A 17961-nucleotide genomic window follows, 5' to 3' on the forward strand; every position below is an offset into this window, starting at 1 on the left:
TGGATGGAAAATGTTTTAAGAGTTATGATTTTAGGTTTTGTTCAAGGAATTTCTGAATTTTTGCCTATATCTAGTTCAGGGCATTTGTTGCTTTTAAAAAAGTTTATGCATATTGATATTTCGATGGTATTTGATATTTATTTGCACTTTGCAACTGTTTTGGTTGTAATGATTTATTATCGCAAACGAATATTAGAACTTGTAGTAGTTTTGGTAAAATTTGTTTTAAGAAAGACTACCAAATTGGATTTTGCAAAGTTGAGATTAATATTACTCATATTAATAATCACTCTTATTACAGCATTTGTTGTAATTTTTATGGAAAATTTTAATGAGTTATTTACTCTTGATTTAGTTTTAGTTAATTTTATTTTGACAAGTATTTTATTGTTTTTGCTTGAATCTAAGATTTTAATTTTTGATTTAAAAAAAAATATTTTGCTTGCAGGATGTTTAATTGGGATCATGCAAGGAATTGGAGCTATGCCGGGTATTTCTCGTTCAGGAATTACAATTTTTACCTCAGTTTTGCTTGGGTTTAGCAGGTCAGAGTCGTTTGAGATTTCGTTCTTATCTTTGATTCCTATTGTTTTTGGAAGTTTACTTTTAAAGTATAAGGAGTTATTTGAATCAGATATGCTTTTTAGTGTTTTTGAGATAAACTTGGGAGCAATTATTGCTTTTATGGTTGGATTATGTTCAATTAGTTTGTTTGTTAAAATGCTTAAGGATAGTAAACTTTATTATTTTTCGGTTTATTTAATTATACTTGTAAGTTTAGTTTATTTCCTTTTTTGATTTTAATAGAGTTATGAAAAATTTTTATCATTATTTTCATTTTTTGTTTTTTTTTATGTTGGCTGTTATATCATTCTCGCTTTTTGTTGCTTTAACCCCTGTAGGAAATATATTCATATTTTTTGTTTTTAATCTTATAGGTCATATGCTTCTAAATACTTTTTCATTTTTATCATTTTATCTAATACTTTATCCTCTTGTAAATTGGTACGTTTATCGCAACAATATGTTTAGCAAGAGATTTGTATTTAATTGGAATTATACGGTTATTTTATTTTTTACGCTGACATTTTGGTTAAGAATTAATTCTGATCTTGAGGGTTCTAATTTTATTAATTGGTTTTTGAGTAATTTTGGGATTATGCTTGGCAATTTTTTTGTTTTTCTTATTTTAATTTTGGAACTTGTTATTTGGATTTACTTAAATTATGTCATTTTTAATGATGCTAGTTTTATTTTAAATACTTTTCATTTTATAGTATTTAAATTGAAAATTTTGTTTGAAAGTATGTTTGCTTTTTTACCGTTTTTAAGTACTCTAAAAATTAAAAAAAATATTAGAGTGTATAATGATTGTGATGGTAATTTGGATGCAGCTAAGACTTCTGATAAGGGAGATAATATTATTAATGATGAAGAATATCAGGCTTTATGGTCTTTTAAAGCCTTTTTAAGAAAACCTAATAAACCTTTAGATGTTAATTTAGATAAAACCATTTTTTGTCAATCAGGGGTAAGCGATGACAACTTATCGGAAGAGGAATCGTTTCAAGATTCTCAGTGTGATCTAAATATCACAGATGATTCTAAGTATAAAACATTAGCAGAATTTGAGGATAATAAGTTAGTGTCTAGTGGAAAAATTAAGGTTGGTGATATAAGGCATAAGGGCATAATAAGTAATCTTGTTAAGATTGATTATGGAAACTTACTAGTAGGTGAGAGTAGTGATAATTATTTAATAAATATTTCTGTTTTTGATCAAAGAGAACCTAAAAGTGAAACTGAAGATGTTGAATATGATCGAGAAATTCAAAAACAATCGATGATTTTACAGGAAACTTTTAAAGAATTTAATATTAATGCTAAGCTTATTGATGTTATTAAAGGACCCGTTGTTACAATGTATGCTGTTCGTCCTGATAAAGGTATTAAGCTTTCAAGAATAACTTCTATATCTGATAATATTGCCTTAAGGCTTGCAGCAGTTCGGGTTAGAATTATTGCACCAATACCTGGTAAAGAAGCTGTTGGGATAGAAATTCCTAATAAAAGACGAGAATTTATTTTAATCTCAGAAATAATAAATAGTAAAGAGTTTCAAAGTGATTTTAAAGTGCCTTTTGCACTTGGTAAAGAGATTAATGGAAGTAATGTTGTTTTTGATCTTATCAATGCTCCCCATCTTTTAATAGCAGGTGCTACTGGGGCTGGAAAATCGGTTTGTGTGAATTCACTTATTGCTTCAATTATTTTTTCAAAATCCCCAGATGATGTTAAACTTGTACTAATAGATCCTAAAGTGGTTGAGCTTAAGCTTTTTAATGATATTCCACATTTGTTAACCCCGGTTATTACTGATGTAAATAGAGCCTTGGAAGCCCTTCGTTGGTGTCTTGATGAGATGGAGAGAAGATATGTTCTTCTTGATAATTTTCTTGTGAGGGATATTAATTCTTATAATAAAAAAATACTGGAAAAAGAGTTAAATGAAGCCTCATTACCTTATTTGGTAATCATTATTGATGAATTTGCAGATTTGATCCTTTCTGCAAGAAAGGATTTAGAAAATTTGATTTCTAGACTTGCAGCTATGGCTCGGGCTGTTGGAATGCATTTAGTTCTTGCTACTCAAAGACCATCTGTTGATGTTATTACGGGAGTAATAAAGGCTAATTTTCCTTCAAGGATTTCTTTTATGGTTGCTAGTTCCATGGACTCAAGAATAATTCTTGGAGCATCAGGTGCTGAGAAACTTTTAGGTAAGGGTGATATGCTTTATGTTAGTCCTACTACACCTTTCCCTCAAAGAATTCAAGGTGGATTTTTGAATGAAAAGGAAGTTTATAGATTAGTTGAAGAAGTGAAAAAATTTGGTACCCCGAATTATATTGATGATGAAATATTTATTGATAGTGTTGTGGGAGCTGATACTGTGGTTCTAAATCCTTCAGATGAGCCTATGTTTGAGGAAGCTCTTGAAATTATTCGTTCTACGAAAAAAGCATCTGCGTCTTATCTACAGAGGCGATTAAAGATAGGATATAATAGAGCTGCACGAATTATTGAGCTTATGGAAGAGATAGGATATATAGGTCCTGTAAATGGCTCAAAACCACGGGATGTGTTTATTTAGATATTAAAAAGGACATTCAATATGAATATCCCTCTATTTTATTATTTTCCTATTTTTTGTTTTAACTTTCTTACTTTTTTTGCTTGTTTTCTTTTGAATGCTTTTTCTTTTTTGACGCGAATGGTGGATGGTTTTTCATAATATTCTCTTCTTTTCCATTCTCTAATTATTGCTTCTTTTTCAATCATTCTTTTGAAACGTTTTAGTGCTTTTTCTAAGCCTTCATTTTTGTCAACATTGACAGTTATCAAAAAAATCACCTCCTTATTTTTACTCTATCCTTTTAGTGTTATTGATTATTTGGTTTTTGTCAATAAGCATTTGTTCTAAGAAAAAATCTGGGTTTACTGCAACTCCATTAATTCTAACTTCAAAATGTAGATGAGGTCCTGTTGAAATTCCTGTATTGCCAACATGACCAATGTATTCACCTGTATTTACTATTGAATTCTCTTTAACTCCAAATTTTGAGAGATGTAAATAAATTGTAAATACTCCTGGTAAATGTTGAATTATTACGGTTTTGCCAGTAATTTCTCTATCTCTTGCAAATACTACTTTGCCTCTACCAGCTGAGAAAATAGGTGTTTTTTCTCTTTTAAGTGGGGCATAATCTTTTCCATTGTGCATTTTATGGCTTGATATTTTTTTCTTGTCTTGCATATAAATTCTTTGGTCTCCGTAAGGACTCGTTATTTTGTATTGATCTTTGATTGGATAAACCAATGTATCGTAGTGGTAAATTGTTGTATCTCCTATATTTCCAATTATATTCCATAATGTGAGAGCTTGTTTTTTTTCTTTAGGTGATTGTTGACTTTTAATAAGTTTGGATTTGTTTTTATTAAGCTTGACTGTTGTTTTTTTAAATTTGAGTTTTTTTATCTTTATTTCTTTTATATATGTTTTATGTTCAAATTCTATTTTAATTTTCCTTTTTCCTTCTTTGATCATTGGTGTAATTCCTATTAGTGCTATATGGTATTTTTTGTTTCCTACGTTGAATTTGAAAGGAGATGCACTTAAAATAGGTTTTTGATTTGTACCTAAAAGAGATAGTTTTTTGAAATTTTTGTTGCTTGCAAAGTAAATATTATCTCCCTGGAAAGTTTCTTTTTTATAGTAACTTTTTATGGTATCACTATTCATTGCATTGATGTTAAGTAATCCTGTTATGAATGTAAATAAAAGGCTTGTGATGTTAAGCACTAGTTTTGTCTCTTTTTGATATCAATAATTTTTAAAATTTTATCGTTTTGATTGTAAAGATCTTCACTAATTGTACATATTATATCTATATTTTGGCCATCTTTTATACCTAGTTTTTGGATACTTTGAGTCCCATTAAAGTAGATAGCTTTATAATAATCTTTATTGTTTTTGACTTTCATGCTTATATGTTTTGAATTTCCATTTTTATCAATTGTTCTGAGGTCTTGAATGTATACGTTTTCAATCATAAAAATAAATTCTCTAAAACCATGTCCATAAGGTTCAAATAAGTTTATTATTTTTAAAAGTTCTTTTTTATTAAAGTCTTTAGGTATAATCGCATCTATGAGTATTGAATTTTCGTATAATTCTTTGTATTCTATCTTTTCAAGAGCATTTTCAAGTTCTTTTATAAATTCATTTAATACACTCTCATATAGAGTAAATCCAGCAGCGGCTTTGTGTCCTCCAGAATTTATTATTAAATGGTTTGGTATCATCGAAATTAATTCTTTTGAATTTACTTTATTGTTTGATCTTATGGATCCTTTAATTATGTTTTCTTGTCTTGTTAAGAAAACAGCAACTTTTTGGTAATAAGTAGAAAGTCTTGTTGCCATTCGAGAACTAATTCCTTTTGGAGTATGTTTGTCATAACATACTATGAATTTATCATTTTTAAAAATAATATTCTCATTATGTGTGTTCCAAGATATATCTTCTTTGCGTTTTCTTAAAATATTTATGTTTTTAATTTCTTTAAACTTATTTTCTATTTGATTAATATCTTCGGTTAATAAAAATTGAATTGTAATATCTGCTTTTTCAAGTCTTCCTGTTGAATTTAATATTGGAGCAATTTTAAACGCAATATCTGTTGCAGTGATCATTGGTTTTGTTAGTATATTGACTTCTTTTAATAGATAATTAATGGATATGTTTTCTCTTAGTGCGATTTCTTTAAGTCCTTCTCTTACAATTATTCGATTTTCATTAATAATTGGCATATTATCAGCAATAGTTCCTATTACAACAAATTTAAGTCTCTTAAGGCAGTTTTTTAGTAAATCTTTATTTATTTCAAATATTATGTTGTAAAATATGTAATATAGTTTTTCTTTAATATTAATTTCTCTATATTTAAAATATTTGGTAATTTGCATGAGTTCTTTTAGTGTTTTTTTAGCAAATTTAGGATATTTTTTGACGAAATTTTCACTAATATCAATTGTTTCAATATCTATTTTTTGATTAAAGAATTCATTTAGAAGTTGATTCTGTTCATCTTTATTAAATACAATTATGTATTTACTTTGTGAGAATTCTTCTAGTTTATTAATATTGATTTGTAAGTCATTATTGCTTTCTAAAGTTATATACTTTTTAAAAATGTAGTTGTTTATTTCTATTGCATGAAGTGTAATATTATTATTTACTCTTTCTAGAAATAAAAATACCATGTTTTTATTATAAAGATTGGTAGTGGAGAGGTATAGCGCAAGACATGCTTTAAAACTGACATAACATCCAGCTATTTCTTTAAATGGAGAGAGATCATCTTTTAAATGAGGGTTAATAATTATATTTTCTATGTCAATTTCTTTGTTTGGAAGATGATGATCTGTAATTATTACTTCTATGTTTTTTGATCTTGCATAATTTGCTTCTTCAGCATTAGAAATTCCACAATCAACGGTAATTATTATTGATATTTTATCTTCAAATGCCTTATCAATGATCTCTTTTGTGAGGCCATAAAATTCTCCATTAGAGGGTATTTTATAGGTTACATTGATTCCAAAATCTTTAAGGGTTTCATACATTATTATTGTAGCTGTGATTCCGTCGGCATCTTTGTCCCCAAAGATTAATACATTTTCCTTTTCTGCAATGGCTTCATTCATTCTATAAATGAATTTGTTTATATTTTTTAATAAGAATGGATTGTGCATTAAATTTACGCTACTTTCAATAAAAAATAAAAAGTCTTCTTCTTTAATTTCTCTTCTAAGTAGCAGGGTTGCTTCAAAAATGCTAATATTATATTTTTTTGCAATATTGATTATATTTTCTTTTTTGATGTCAATTTCTTTTTTTTCCCAAATTTTCATGTTTTATTCCAGTTTGCTTTATTTAAAGTAGCGTTTGTTCAAATTCTGTATTGATCTTATTTTTGATCATAATTTTGATAAGTTCTTTTGACTTACTGATTAAATTTACATTTAAGGTTTCTTTGATGTTTTTTTGAGTTGTATATTCTAAGTATTTAAAACTACCTATATTAATATAGTTATTTTGATTACTTGTGCAATTGATGCAATTAAATCCGTTAATGTGGATATCATAGTAGTAATGCTTGTCTATTTGTTTATTACATTGAAAACATAATTTTGATAAGTATAAAAATCCCTTTATTATTAAAAATCTTATCTTGTATTGTAAGTCAATTAATTGTGCTTTTTCTAAGCTTGTTGTGTTTAGTATCTTTGTTGATTCGATAAATAACTTAAAGCATTCTCCATCATCAAAGCTTAAATTAATAAGCTTGACCCAAAGATAAATAATTATTAGTTTTTCATAGATTAAATCTTGCATTATAAATTCTTCATCATTAACTTCTATTATTTTGCATAAATTATTTTCTTTCACTATCTCGAAATTGGCTTTTACTAGGTTATTGATGTTTGATTTAAATTTTTTTATAGTAGAATTATAAATTATTGTGTGAATAATTCCTTTTGAATGAAATAGGTTTAATAGAGCATAACTTTTTTTATGACATAAATTTGTTATGATAGCATTAACTTTATTAAACCGCATTGTAACTATTGTATAATAAAAGAATTCATTATTAAATGAATTCTCAGAAAAATTTTCTTTTGTTATAATGAAGCTTAAGGAGATTGAATATTCTATGGAAGAAATAAAAAATACTGTTTCTAAGGGAAAGAAGCCTTCAAAAAACTCTGGGGGCATTCTGCCGCATTTTGATAAGCCTGTAAGAGTACCTTTAATTGCGGTACCATCACATCCTGTGTTTCCAGGTATGTTTATTCCAATTGGTATAGTCTCTGATACTGATATGAAGGCTGTTGATTATGTGATTAAAGGTAATGGAATTATCTCTTTATTTGTATTACGTGATAAATTTTTAGAAAAATCAAGAAGTAAGAGTGATAAAGTAATTATCAATTATAAAAAGGATATTTATTCTGTTGGTATTACTGCTAAAATAGTTAAGAAAATTAATCTTCCTGATGGTGGATATAATATTTTTGTTTCAACTATTGATAGAGTAAAATTTGTCAAGCTTGTTCTTAATGAAGATTTTCCGATAATTGAAGTTGATTATTTAAAGCAAATTCCGATTAAAAAAGGTGATGTTCAGTCAAAGGCAATTTATAGTAGTATTTTGCTTAGAACTAAAGAAATATTCTCACATAGAAAGATGCCTGAATTTCAGTTAAATATGGTTAATATTGAAGATAAGGGTAGATTGTGTGATGTTATTGCAGGAATGATTTCATCTTCAAAAGATGCTCATCAAGAAGTGCTTGAAACTTTAAGTGTTAAGGATAGGCTTAAAAAGGTCTTGGAATTGATTTATGAGGAATTAAATTTAATTGAGATTCAAAATAAAATTGCTAAGAGCATTCAGGAAAAGTTAGAAAAACAACAAAAAGAATTTTTTTTAAAGGAACAACTTAAAGCTATTAAGGCTGAACTTGGTGTAGGAGATGAAAAAAGTAATGAATTTTTAAAACTTAAAGCCAAGATCGATTCTTTAGTTTTAAAAGGAGAAGCTTTAGAAGCAGTTGAGAGAGAACTTGAAAAATTTTCATTTCTTGAAAAGCATTCATCTGAGTATATTGTGGTTAGAAATTATCTTGAACTTATTACTAACCTTCCTTGGGGAGAATCTAAAGTTAATTTTGATAAATTTAATTTGCAAAGAGCAGAAAAGATTTTAGATAAGACGCATTATGGCATGAGAGAAGTTAAAGATAGAATTATTGAATATATTTCTGTTCTTAAATTAAGAAGATCTCAAAAAGGAGCTATTATGCTTTTAGTTGGACCCCCTGGAGTTGGTAAAACCTCGATAGGAACAGCTATTGCTGAAGTTCTTAAAACGAAATTTTTTAGATTTTCTGTAGGTGGTATGAAAGATGAGTCAGAGATTAAAGGGCATAGAAGAACTTATGTTGGAGCATTACCTGGGAAAATTATCCAAGGGCTAAGAATTACAAAGACCAACTCTCCTGTTTTTTTAATAGATGAAATTGATAAGGTTTCAGCATCTAATTATGGAGATCCATTCTCAGCTCTTCTTGAGGTTTTAGATCCTGAGCAAAATATTAATTTTAGAGATCATTATCTTGATTTGCCTTTTGATATTTCTAATGTGTTCTTTATTTTAACAGCCAATTCTCTTGAGACAATACCTACGCCTTTATTAAATAGAATGGAAGTAATTCAGCTTGCAGGATATGTTGATGATGAAAAAATAGAGATAGCAAGAAAGTATTTAATACCAAAGGTCTTAAATGAAAATGGTGTTAATAAAGATTCCTTAAAATTTCAAGGTTCAGCTCTTGTTCAAATTGCTAGAGAATATGCAAGAGATAATGGACTTAGGAATTTTGAAAAGTATTTAAAACAAATTGTTAGAAAAGTTGCAAGAAAGCTTATTGAAGATAAGTCTGTTAAAGCATACCAGATTTCTAAGGAAAATTTGGAAGAATATATTGGTATTCCTGTATTTAGAAAAGAAGAATTTTTGCATAATGTCATGTCTCCAGGTATGGTAATGGGTCTTGCGTGGACTAATTATGGTGGATCAACTTTGGTAATTGAAACTGTAAAAACTGAGTCTAAGTCTCCTGGTATCAAGTTAACAGGTAGACTTGGAGATGTGATGAAAGAATCTGCAAATATTGCGTTTACTTATGTAAATAGCATTAGTAATGAGCTTAAGTTAAATAAGTCTTTTTTTGAAAAATATATGATTCATTTGCATATTCCAGAAGGGGCTATACCAAAGGATGGACCTTCGGCTGGGATTACTATTGCTAGTGCTTTTATATCTTTAGCTCTTAATAAAGTGGTGAGACCTCATTTGGCTATGACTGGAGAGTTGTCATTAACAGGTAATGTAATGGCTATTGGGGGATTGAGAGCTAAAATAATTGCTGCTAGACGAAGTGGACTTGAGCATATTATTATTCCTAAATCAAATAAAGTGGATCTTGATGATATTCCTATTAACATCAAGAATGGCATAAATTTTCATCTTGTAGATAATATGAGAGAAGTTATTAAATTATTATTTTAAAACTTTAAAAAGTTAATTTTTATTTTGACTTTTACTATTTTTTGAGCAGAATTATTTCATTCTGTTAATATTTTATTTGTTGTCTTTAGTATTTTAACTGTGGGTTTACATAGGTAAATTAATAATGGAAGTAGTGTTAATGATGCAAGAGATGTTGTTAACATTGTAAAGGCTATGATTGCGCCAAGTGTTGCGATTATTTTATAAGTAGAAAATATTAATGTTAAAAATCCTATTCCTACTGATATTGAATTTGCAAATATTCCATTAAATACGTTGGGAATTGATTTAATTAAAGCCTTTTTATAATCTTTAGTTGTTTGATAATTTAATATAAATGCATTAAAGAAATGAATGGAGTAATCTACCCCTATGCCCATACTAACGGATGCAATTGTTGCTGTTGCAGGATTTAGTGTTATTCCGAAAAGTTTCATTACGGCAAAATTTAAAAATACTGACCATGCTACTGGAATTACAATTATTATTCCGGTTTTAATGGATTTGAAGAATAACATTAGCAATATTGTTATTGCACTTAGTGTTGTAATAATATTTGTGATTTGTTCTATCACCATGGTTTTAGATATTAATATTTTGTCATACGCTCCTGAGAAGTTATATTCATGTCCTGGCATGTATTTTTCAATCAAATTGCTTGCATAGTTGGCAAAATTTTTGATTTCTTCGGTTGAATTTTGGTCAGTTCTTACAATAATTGATATTTGAGACCAATCATCATTAATGTACATCTTAGTCATGTTTTTAATAGAGTTGCTTCTACTAATTAAGAGTATTAGCTTGTTTAAAATAGCTTGATTTTCAGGGAATCTATATTCTTTTGGATTTTCTTTTTTGAATTTGAAATTCATCAGTTTTATAATTCTATTTATTGAACTGGATTGTGTTTTTTCAGTAAATTTGTCAAGATTGTCTGTAATTAAATCCAAATTTTTCATATTTTTTTCATTTTTGAATTCACCAGTAGTCCCATTAATTTCGATTTTGATGATAGATGTTCCCCCTATTTCTTTTTGCATTAAATTGAGTGTTTGTTTGACACTTGTATTTTCTTTAAAATAATCTTTCTCGTCAAAGTTAATTTCTATTTTAAAAAGACCTATAATTGAGATTAATAAAATAATTAGAGTTATGATAGATGAGAGATATTTATTATTTAATATCCATTGTGTAACTGTTTGGTTTATCAGTGAAAGTTTTTCAAGAAAATCGTTTTTTACATTTTTACTCTCTCTTTTTTTATATTTAAATGGTATGTAGGTTAGTATTCCAGGCAGCACTAATAAGGACATAAGCATTGCAATAATGACACCTGTTGACATGAAAATTCCCATTGTTTTGTATGCCTGAATTGAAGAGTTTATTAATGATAAAAATCCGAAAGCTGTTGTAAGAGAGGTTAAAATTATGGGTGTTTTTAGAGTTTTAATTGTAGTTATTATTGTTTTTTCAGTGAAAGGTTCGTTTTTAATTCTCTTTAATATTCCATTTATTATATGTACAGCATTAGCACATCCAATTGAAATAAGGAGAACTATCATTGTTGTTTCTGGAACAGTAATGGGGGACATAACAATGCTTTTAATTCCAAATGTCCAAGTTAGTGCAAATGTTGCAATAAGTACAGGAATTATTGCTCCCAATACATTTTTTACAATAAAATAGAGTGATAAAATTACTACAAGGGTAGCAAGTGGACCTAACAATTTAAAATCGTCAGCCATGTAGTTAAGTATTTTTTCCCTTACTATAAGATCCCCTGTTAAGTAAAGTTTAAGATCATCAGTCTCATATCTTTTAATTGCTGCTTCCATTTCTTCAAGTTCATTCTTTAAACTTCGGCTAAAATTTGTTTTGTCGTCTGTTGTTGATATGACTATAAAGTATATTAAAGTTTCATTATCATTTAAGAATATGTTTTTTATGAATGATGATGAATTTACTTTGTTTCTTATTTCAGTTATGTCTTCATCTGTATATACATCTTTTTTAAATTGTGGAAAGTAAGTAAATATACTTGTAACAGAGTTGGGTGTTACTTTGAGTATTTTGGTTATATCATTTGCTACTTTATTAATTTTTCCAAAGGTTTCTTTATTAAAAATACTTTTTTTGTCTTTAAACATAACTATTGTTGATAAGAGCGAATTACTTTTGTTTATGTCTATTATTTTTTCGGTTTTTTCGTTTTTTGGGATAAGTTTCAAAATATTGGAATCGAATTTTATGTTTTTTAGGAAAAATCCTAAAAAAATTGTTATTAATGTAAATATTATTAATATAAAAACTCTGTATTTAATGCTTAGGGTTTCCAAATCCATTTTTGCCTCGTTATCTTGTTACTATATTTATAAGTTTATTTTTGACCGTAATGATCTTTATTATTTGCTTATTTTGTATATTTTGCATGATTTTGTGATTTTTAAGTGCAATATCTTTGAGGGTGTTCTCTTTTATGCCTTTGTTTAATATAATTTTGTCTTTAATTTTTCCGTTAACTTGTAGTACAATCTCTCTTGTATTATCAATAATAAGATTTGGATCGTATTTTGGCCACTTTGCGTTTTTGAATATACTAGGTTTTTCGCCCATATACTCCCATAGTTCTTCTCCTAGATGAGGCGCAAATGGTGATAGGATAATGGTTAGGGGTTTGAAGATTTCCAAATAATTTTTATCATGTTTTAAAAGTTCATTTATGAATATCATCAATGATGAAATTGCGGTATTAAAATTAAAATTTTCTATATCTTCTGTTACTTTTTTTATTGTTTTGTGAAGTCCGGATATTATTTCTTTTGATGCTGATTCTTTTGTTAGTTCTTTGTTTTTAATGGCCCATATTTTGTTTAAGAATCTAAAAATTCCAATTAGTCCTTGTGTATTCCAAGGTTTTGAATCAGTTAAAGGTCCCATGAACATTTCGTAGATTCTCATTGAATCTGCGCCGTATTCTTTAATAATGTCATCTGGATTTATTATATTTTTGAGTGATTTTGACATTTTGGCAATTATTTGTTTTAGTTCCTTATTATTTGTTTTGGAAAAAAACTTATTATCTCTCTTTTCAACCTCGTCATTGGGAACTAAAATGCCATTTTCATCTTGATATGCAAATGATGTTATCATTCCTTGGTTGATGAGTTTTTTAAAGGGTTCTTTTGTGTTGACATATCCTAGATCATAGAGAACTTTGTGCCAAAATCTTGCGTATAGCAAGTGTAATACTGAGTGCTCAGCACCTCCGATATAAAGATCAACGGGCATCCAGTAATTAATTTTTTCTTTACTTGCAAATTCTTTTTTATTATTTGGATCAAGGTAACGTATGTAATACCAGCAGGAACCTGCCCATTGAGGCATTGTGTTTGTTTCTCTTTTATATGTTTTTCCATTACGTTTAACATTGACCCAATTTTGGACTTTTGCGAGAGGAGATTCACCTGTACCTGATGGTTTGTAATTTTCTATTTCTGGGAGTCTTAACGGTAATTCATCTTCTTCTAATGGTATTTCATTTAAATCATCATCAAGTATAATAGGAATGGGTTCACCCCAGTATCTTTGTCTTGAAAAAATCCAATCCCTAAGTTTATAATTTACTTTTTTTTGACCCTTTTTGTTTTTTGTAAGCCATTCTATTACTTTTGTTTTTACCTCTTCAGTTTTGAGGTTGTTAAATTCTTCTGGGGTATTAATTGAAATTCCATTCTCAGTAAATGGTTTTGTTAGTATTTCATTGTTTCCTGTTTGAGACACTACTTGTTTGATTGGCAGGTTATATTTTTTTGCAAATTCAAAATCTCTTTCATCATGTGCTGGGACACTCATCACAGCTCCAGTGCCATAAGTTCCAAGTACATAGCTGCCTATCCAGATTGGGATTTCTTCTTCAGTGATTGGATTAATAGCATATGCGCCTGTAAATACCCCTGTTTTATCTTTTTCAAGCGAAGTTCTTTCAAGATCGCTTTTAAGGATTTCTTTGTCTTTATATTCTGCAGTTATATTTTTAAGTTCATCTTTTGTGATTTCATCCACTATGTTATGCTCTGGTGCCAGTACTAAATATGTTACTCCGAAAATTGTGTCTGGTCTTGTTGTAAATACTTTTATCTTTTCTTTGCTTGCCTTTATTGAGAATTCAATTTCGGCTCCTATTGATTTTCCAATCCAATTTTTTTGCATTTCTTTAACAGATTCAGGCCAGTCTATCTCTTCAAGATCTTTAATTAGCCTCTCTGCATATTCTGTGATCTTAAGAACCCATTGTCTTAAAGGTTTTCTTTTTACTTTATAGAACCCTCTCTCAGATCTGGGCCCATCAGGTGTTTGGATAACTTCTTCGTTCGATAATACTGTCCCAAGGTCAGGGCAGTACCATACGGGCATTTCTTTTATGTAAGCTAGACCTTTGTTGTATAGTTTTAGAAAAATCCATTGTGTCCATTTGTAGTAATTTTCATCGTGAGTTCTGATTTCTCTATCCCAATCATAGGCAAATCCTAATGCTTTAATTTGTTCTTTAAACTTTTCAATATTTTTTTCTGTTATTTTTTTTGGATGTTCTCCTGTTTGTATTGCGTAATTTTCTGCGGGTAATCCAAAACTATCAAATCCCATTGGGTGAAGTACATTAAATCCATTTAAGAGTTTATATCTTGTTAAGATGTCAGTTGCTGTGTAACCTTCAGGATGACCGACGTGAAGTCCATTAGCTGAAGGGTAGGGGAACATATCAAGAATATAGATTCTTTTCTCTTTAGGAATACTTGTATCTTCATTAACTTTATATGTTTTATGTTTATCCCAATAATTCTGCCATTTTTTTTCTATTTTGGTGAAATTGTATTCAGACATTTGCCCCTCAGTAAATAGTAATATTCTATTTAAGGTTTATATGTATTTTTATATTCATAGTTACTTCATTGAAAAGCAAATTAAATATTTAATATCTTTATTAACTTAACAGTTTGTAACATTAAATTTTCTCTTAAAGCATGCTGTGGACTGGACTTGAACCAGCATGGGCTTACGCGCCCACTAGCCCCTCAAGCTAGCGTGTATACCACTTCCACCACCACAGCGCATACATATTATATTTGCTATTTGAAAAGTTTGTCAACTTTTTTAATTTTTTTCTTTTTTATAATGTAAATTATTAAAATTATTATTGTGATGATGATAAATGCTATTAGTGATATGATCCTAATTTTAGGAAATATTAATTTAAACGATTCACCTATCTTAAAGCTTAGTGTAAAGTAAGTTGTAATTGATATCATGGCTGCGAAAAAGTCAGTTATAAGAAAGTTACTGGTACGCATGTTGCCCATTCCTGCTGATATAAATATTGCGTTTCTAAATCCAAATGGAATAAATCTTCCAAATAGTAAAGTTAGGCTTCCGTAGCGTTTATAGTAATAATTCATTTTATAGATCAATTTATTTGTTTGTTTTTTTTGTTTTAAGAATTTGTTAGCTAATAATTTACCTATATAAAATGAAATTATATCGCCAATATAAGCACCCCAGAAAATTCCTAGAAAGATTAAGATTGTGTACTCATTTTTTCGACTAGAAAGTATTCCCCCCATTATTACTATTGCATCTTCAGAAATGGGAATGTTAAAACCTGCAAGAATAAGTAGTCCAAAAAATACAATTGGAGAATAAGCTATATTGAGATCTATAAATTCTAGTATGGTATGCATAATACCTCGTTATTTTTTTTTTGTTTTGTAAGTTAAATATATGCTCATTAAGATTAGATATAGACAATAAAAAATTATTAGTGTTTTACCTATCTTTAAATAAGTATCTGACAGCTTTGTGAATGTTATAAGTATTATTGATAGGGCTGTTATTACTGTTACAGGAAGTGTTATATGTTTGAATTCTTTTGTTTTTGAAGGGTAGATGAATTTAATTGGTGCAAAACTGAATGTGATACATAATAATATTATACTAAGATTTGTGGTTTGGTCTAGTTTGAAGATTATGTTAAAGATTATTAAAAAATTCCATAAAGATGGAAAACCTCTAAAGTAATCGTCGCTAGTTTTTGCGTCTAATCTTGAAAATTGGTATGCTGATGCCAATAAAATTCCGATGCAAGTTATTATTTTGTATTCATTGCTTATGAAATTACCGTAGTAAAAAAATATTGTGGGAATGAACGTATAGTTTATGTAGTCTACTATATTGTCAAGAAGTTCTCCATTTATTGTTGGGATTATTTCTTTTATTTTTAATTTTCTTGCCAGTGTGCCATCAATCCCATCAATTAAAAGTCCAAGAATGGTAAGTTTTAATAAAAGATTATAATTTGTGTTTATTATGGAGATTATTGAGTAAAGACTGACTATTAATCCGGAAGCTGTTAAAATATGTACTGACCAGGCTAAAATAAGATTTAATAATTTCCTCAAAGCTTACTCCTTTATTAAAATAATTTTTTTACATCTTCAAGACGTTCTTTGAATATATTAATTGTATTTTTTATTGTTGATTTTAAGCTTAAATCAACACCAGTAACTTTTAAGGATTCTAAGGGATATTTAGAACCTCCTATTTTCAAAAAATCTATGTAATTTTTGGTAGCATCTTTTTTGTTATTTTTTATGTTTTTATATATCAAAAGAGCAGCTGTGATGCCTGTTGCGTATTGATATACGTAAAATGGTGAGTAAAAATGAGGAACTCTAAGACATTCGAGTGAACTGTTTTCATCGAATTTAAAATTTGGACCAAAGTATTTTTTTAGTAAGTTTAAATAGGTTGTCTTAATTGTTTCTTTTACCACTGGCTCATCTTGATTGATCATTTCATGGATGATATATTCAAATTCGGCAAACATTGTTTGTCTGAAAAATGTTGCAAGTAGGTCATCGATTTGGTTTAATTTAATGTATTTTATTTTTTCGATATCATTTTCATTTTTTAGTAAATAGTCTGCAAGTATTTGCTCATTCACTGTGGATGCTATTTCTGCTTCAAAAATAGAATATTGATATTGAGGGAATGGATTATTTTTGATACTGAAATAGGAATGCATAGAGTGTCCTGCTTCGTGGGTAAGGGTAAACATATCTCTTATTGATTCATCTTTGTAATTCATTAATATATAAGGTTTCCCATTATATGATCCTGCACTAAATGCCCCTGCTCTTTTTCCTTTATTTTCATATTTGTCAACCCAACGTTCTTCTAAGAGACCTTTTTTTAGTACTTCTGTATATTCGCTTCCTAGTATTTCTAGAGATTTTAAAATTTTGTCACAGGCTTCTTTAAAGGAGTGTTTGAATTTGATGTTTTTTGTTAGAGGAACATAGACATCATAATGATTAAGATATTCTTGGTTAAGTATATTTTTTCTAAATTCGTAATATTCATGAAGTACAGATAGATTTTCGTTCACCGTTTCAATTAAGTTCGTATAAACTTTTTTATCAATATTGTTTTGAAAAAGTTTCATTGAAATAGTATCTTCAAATTTTCTTGTTTTGGCTAAAAATTTATTTTTATTGATATCGGCAATTAAGAGGTTGGATAATGTATTTTCATGTTTTTTATATTCTTGATAAAATTTTAAAAAAGCTTCTCTTCGTATTTCTTGATTTTCATTTTGAAGAAATAGATTGTAAGTGGCATTACTTAATGACTTTCCATCAATTTCTCCAAATTCCATGTCCGCATTTGTTAGTGCAGAAAATATATCATTATAAGATGAGTAAAGAGATGTATAGTTAGCTAATATTCTCTCTTCGTCTTTGCTTAAGACGTGTTCTTTTTCTCTTAAGATTTTTTCAATAGCTATTTTTTTATCTTTGAGTTCTATGTCCTGCAGCCATTCTTTTATTTGGTTTGTGTCTGTTTTTAAAATTTTTGGGATAAAAAATGAAGTGGAATTTGATGCGTATGTTTCTAAGTTGATATTGATTGCTCGAAGTTCGTTTGAGGTCTGATTGCTTACATCTGTTTCTAATTGAATGTGTGTGTAATATACTGTTCTCTCCAGTTCTTCTTCAATTTCATAGTAATCATTTAATGCTTGTTTAAAGATGTTTAGGTTGAATTCTAATTTTTCATATTTCTTGAAGTCTTGAAGTTTTAGTTTTATTTTTTTGACTGTTTCCTTGTATTCTTCATTGTTTTTAAATAGAGAAGATAAGTCCCACTTGTCATCTTCATTAATTTTGCTTCTCTCTAGCATCAGACTTGCTCCTTGTTAATATGC

12 protein-coding genes and 1 tRNA gene are annotated in these 17961 nt (G+C 28.4%); 3 read left to right on the plus strand and 10 right to left on the minus strand.

The window, feature by feature from the left end; all coding sequences use genetic code 11:
- Positions 1-3 precede the first annotated feature (3 nt).
- A complete protein-coding gene (locus R5397_RS03110) occupies positions 4-798 on the plus strand; it encodes an undecaprenyl-diphosphate phosphatase (RefSeq protein WP_421622860.1) in 795 nt (264 codons plus the stop codon).
- A 13-nt stretch (positions 799-811) separates the two neighbouring features.
- Positions 812-3154, plus strand: coding sequence for a DNA translocase FtsK (locus R5397_RS03115; RefSeq protein ID WP_421622861.1), 2343 nt, complete (start codon positions 812-814; stop codon positions 3152-3154).
- A 41-nt stretch (positions 3155-3195) separates the two neighbouring features.
- On the opposite strand, the gene rpsU is transcribed toward R5397_RS03115, so the two are convergent.
- From rpsU to R5397_RS03135, 4 genes are read right to left on the minus strand one after another with little or no spacing between them, the layout of a single operon-like run.
- Entirely contained in the window at positions 3196-3405 is a 210-nt protein-coding gene (gene rpsU / locus R5397_RS03120; RefSeq protein WP_025375292.1) for a 30S ribosomal protein S21, read from the minus strand.
- Between the two features lie 19 nt (positions 3406-3424).
- Positions 3425-4303 carry a M23 family metallopeptidase gene (locus R5397_RS03125; protein ID WP_421622862.1) on the minus strand — a complete coding sequence of 293 codons (879 nt, stop codon included), beginning with the start codon at positions 4301-4303 and terminating at the stop codon, positions 3425-3427.
- 59 nt (positions 4304-4362) lie between these two features.
- Complete coding sequence (recJ, locus tag R5397_RS03130; protein WP_421622863.1) at positions 4363-6477, minus strand: single-stranded-DNA-specific exonuclease RecJ; 2115 nt, start codon at positions 6475-6477, stop codon at positions 4363-4365.
- Between the two features lie 22 nt (positions 6478-6499).
- Positions 6500-7186 (minus strand): hypothetical protein, encoded by a 687-nt coding sequence (locus tag R5397_RS03135; RefSeq protein WP_421622864.1) that lies wholly within the window; start codon positions 7184-7186, stop codon positions 6500-6502.
- Positions 7187-7253: 67 nt separating this feature from the next.
- Here R5397_RS03135 and lon point away from each other — a divergent pair, with 67 nt between their 5' ends.
- A complete protein-coding gene (lon, locus tag R5397_RS03140) occupies positions 7254-9701 on the plus strand; it encodes an endopeptidase La (protein WP_421622865.1) in 2448 nt (815 codons plus the stop codon).
- Between the two features lie 56 nt (positions 9702-9757).
- On the opposite strand, the gene R5397_RS03145 is transcribed toward lon, so the two are convergent.
- From R5397_RS03145 to pepF, 6 genes are all read right to left on the minus strand, one after another.
- A complete protein-coding gene (locus R5397_RS03145) occupies positions 9758-12043 on the minus strand; it encodes an efflux RND transporter permease subunit (RefSeq protein WP_421622866.1) in 2286 nt (761 codons plus the stop codon).
- 10 nt (positions 12044-12053) lie between these two features.
- Positions 12054-14582, minus strand: a complete 2529-nt coding sequence (gene leuS / locus R5397_RS03150; RefSeq protein ID WP_421622867.1) for a leucine--tRNA ligase — start codon at positions 14580-14582, stop codon at positions 12054-12056.
- A gap of 141 nt (positions 14583-14723) precedes the next feature.
- Positions 14724-14809 (minus strand) — tRNA-Leu (locus tag R5397_RS03155).
- 18 nt (positions 14810-14827) lie between these two features.
- Positions 14828-15436: a DedA family protein gene (locus R5397_RS03160; protein ID WP_421622868.1), complete on the minus strand. Its 609-nt coding sequence runs from the start codon at positions 15434-15436 to the stop codon at positions 14828-14830.
- A 9-nt stretch (positions 15437-15445) separates the two neighbouring features.
- Entirely contained in the window at positions 15446-16153 is a 708-nt protein-coding gene (gene pcsA, locus R5397_RS03165) for a phosphatidylcholine synthase (RefSeq protein ID WP_421622869.1), read from the minus strand.
- A 14-nt stretch (positions 16154-16167) separates the two neighbouring features.
- Positions 16168-17937 carry an oligoendopeptidase F gene (gene pepF, locus R5397_RS03170; protein ID WP_247065430.1) on the minus strand — a complete coding sequence of 590 codons (1770 nt, stop codon included), beginning with the start codon at positions 17935-17937 and terminating at the stop codon, positions 16168-16170.
- Between the last annotated feature and the right edge of the window lie 24 nt (positions 17938-17961).

The organism is Borrelia sp. MN22-0132, from assembly GCF_049201035.1.
Taxonomy (GTDB): domain Bacteria; phylum Spirochaetota; class Spirochaetia; order Borreliales; family Borreliaceae; genus Borrelia; species Borrelia puertoricensis.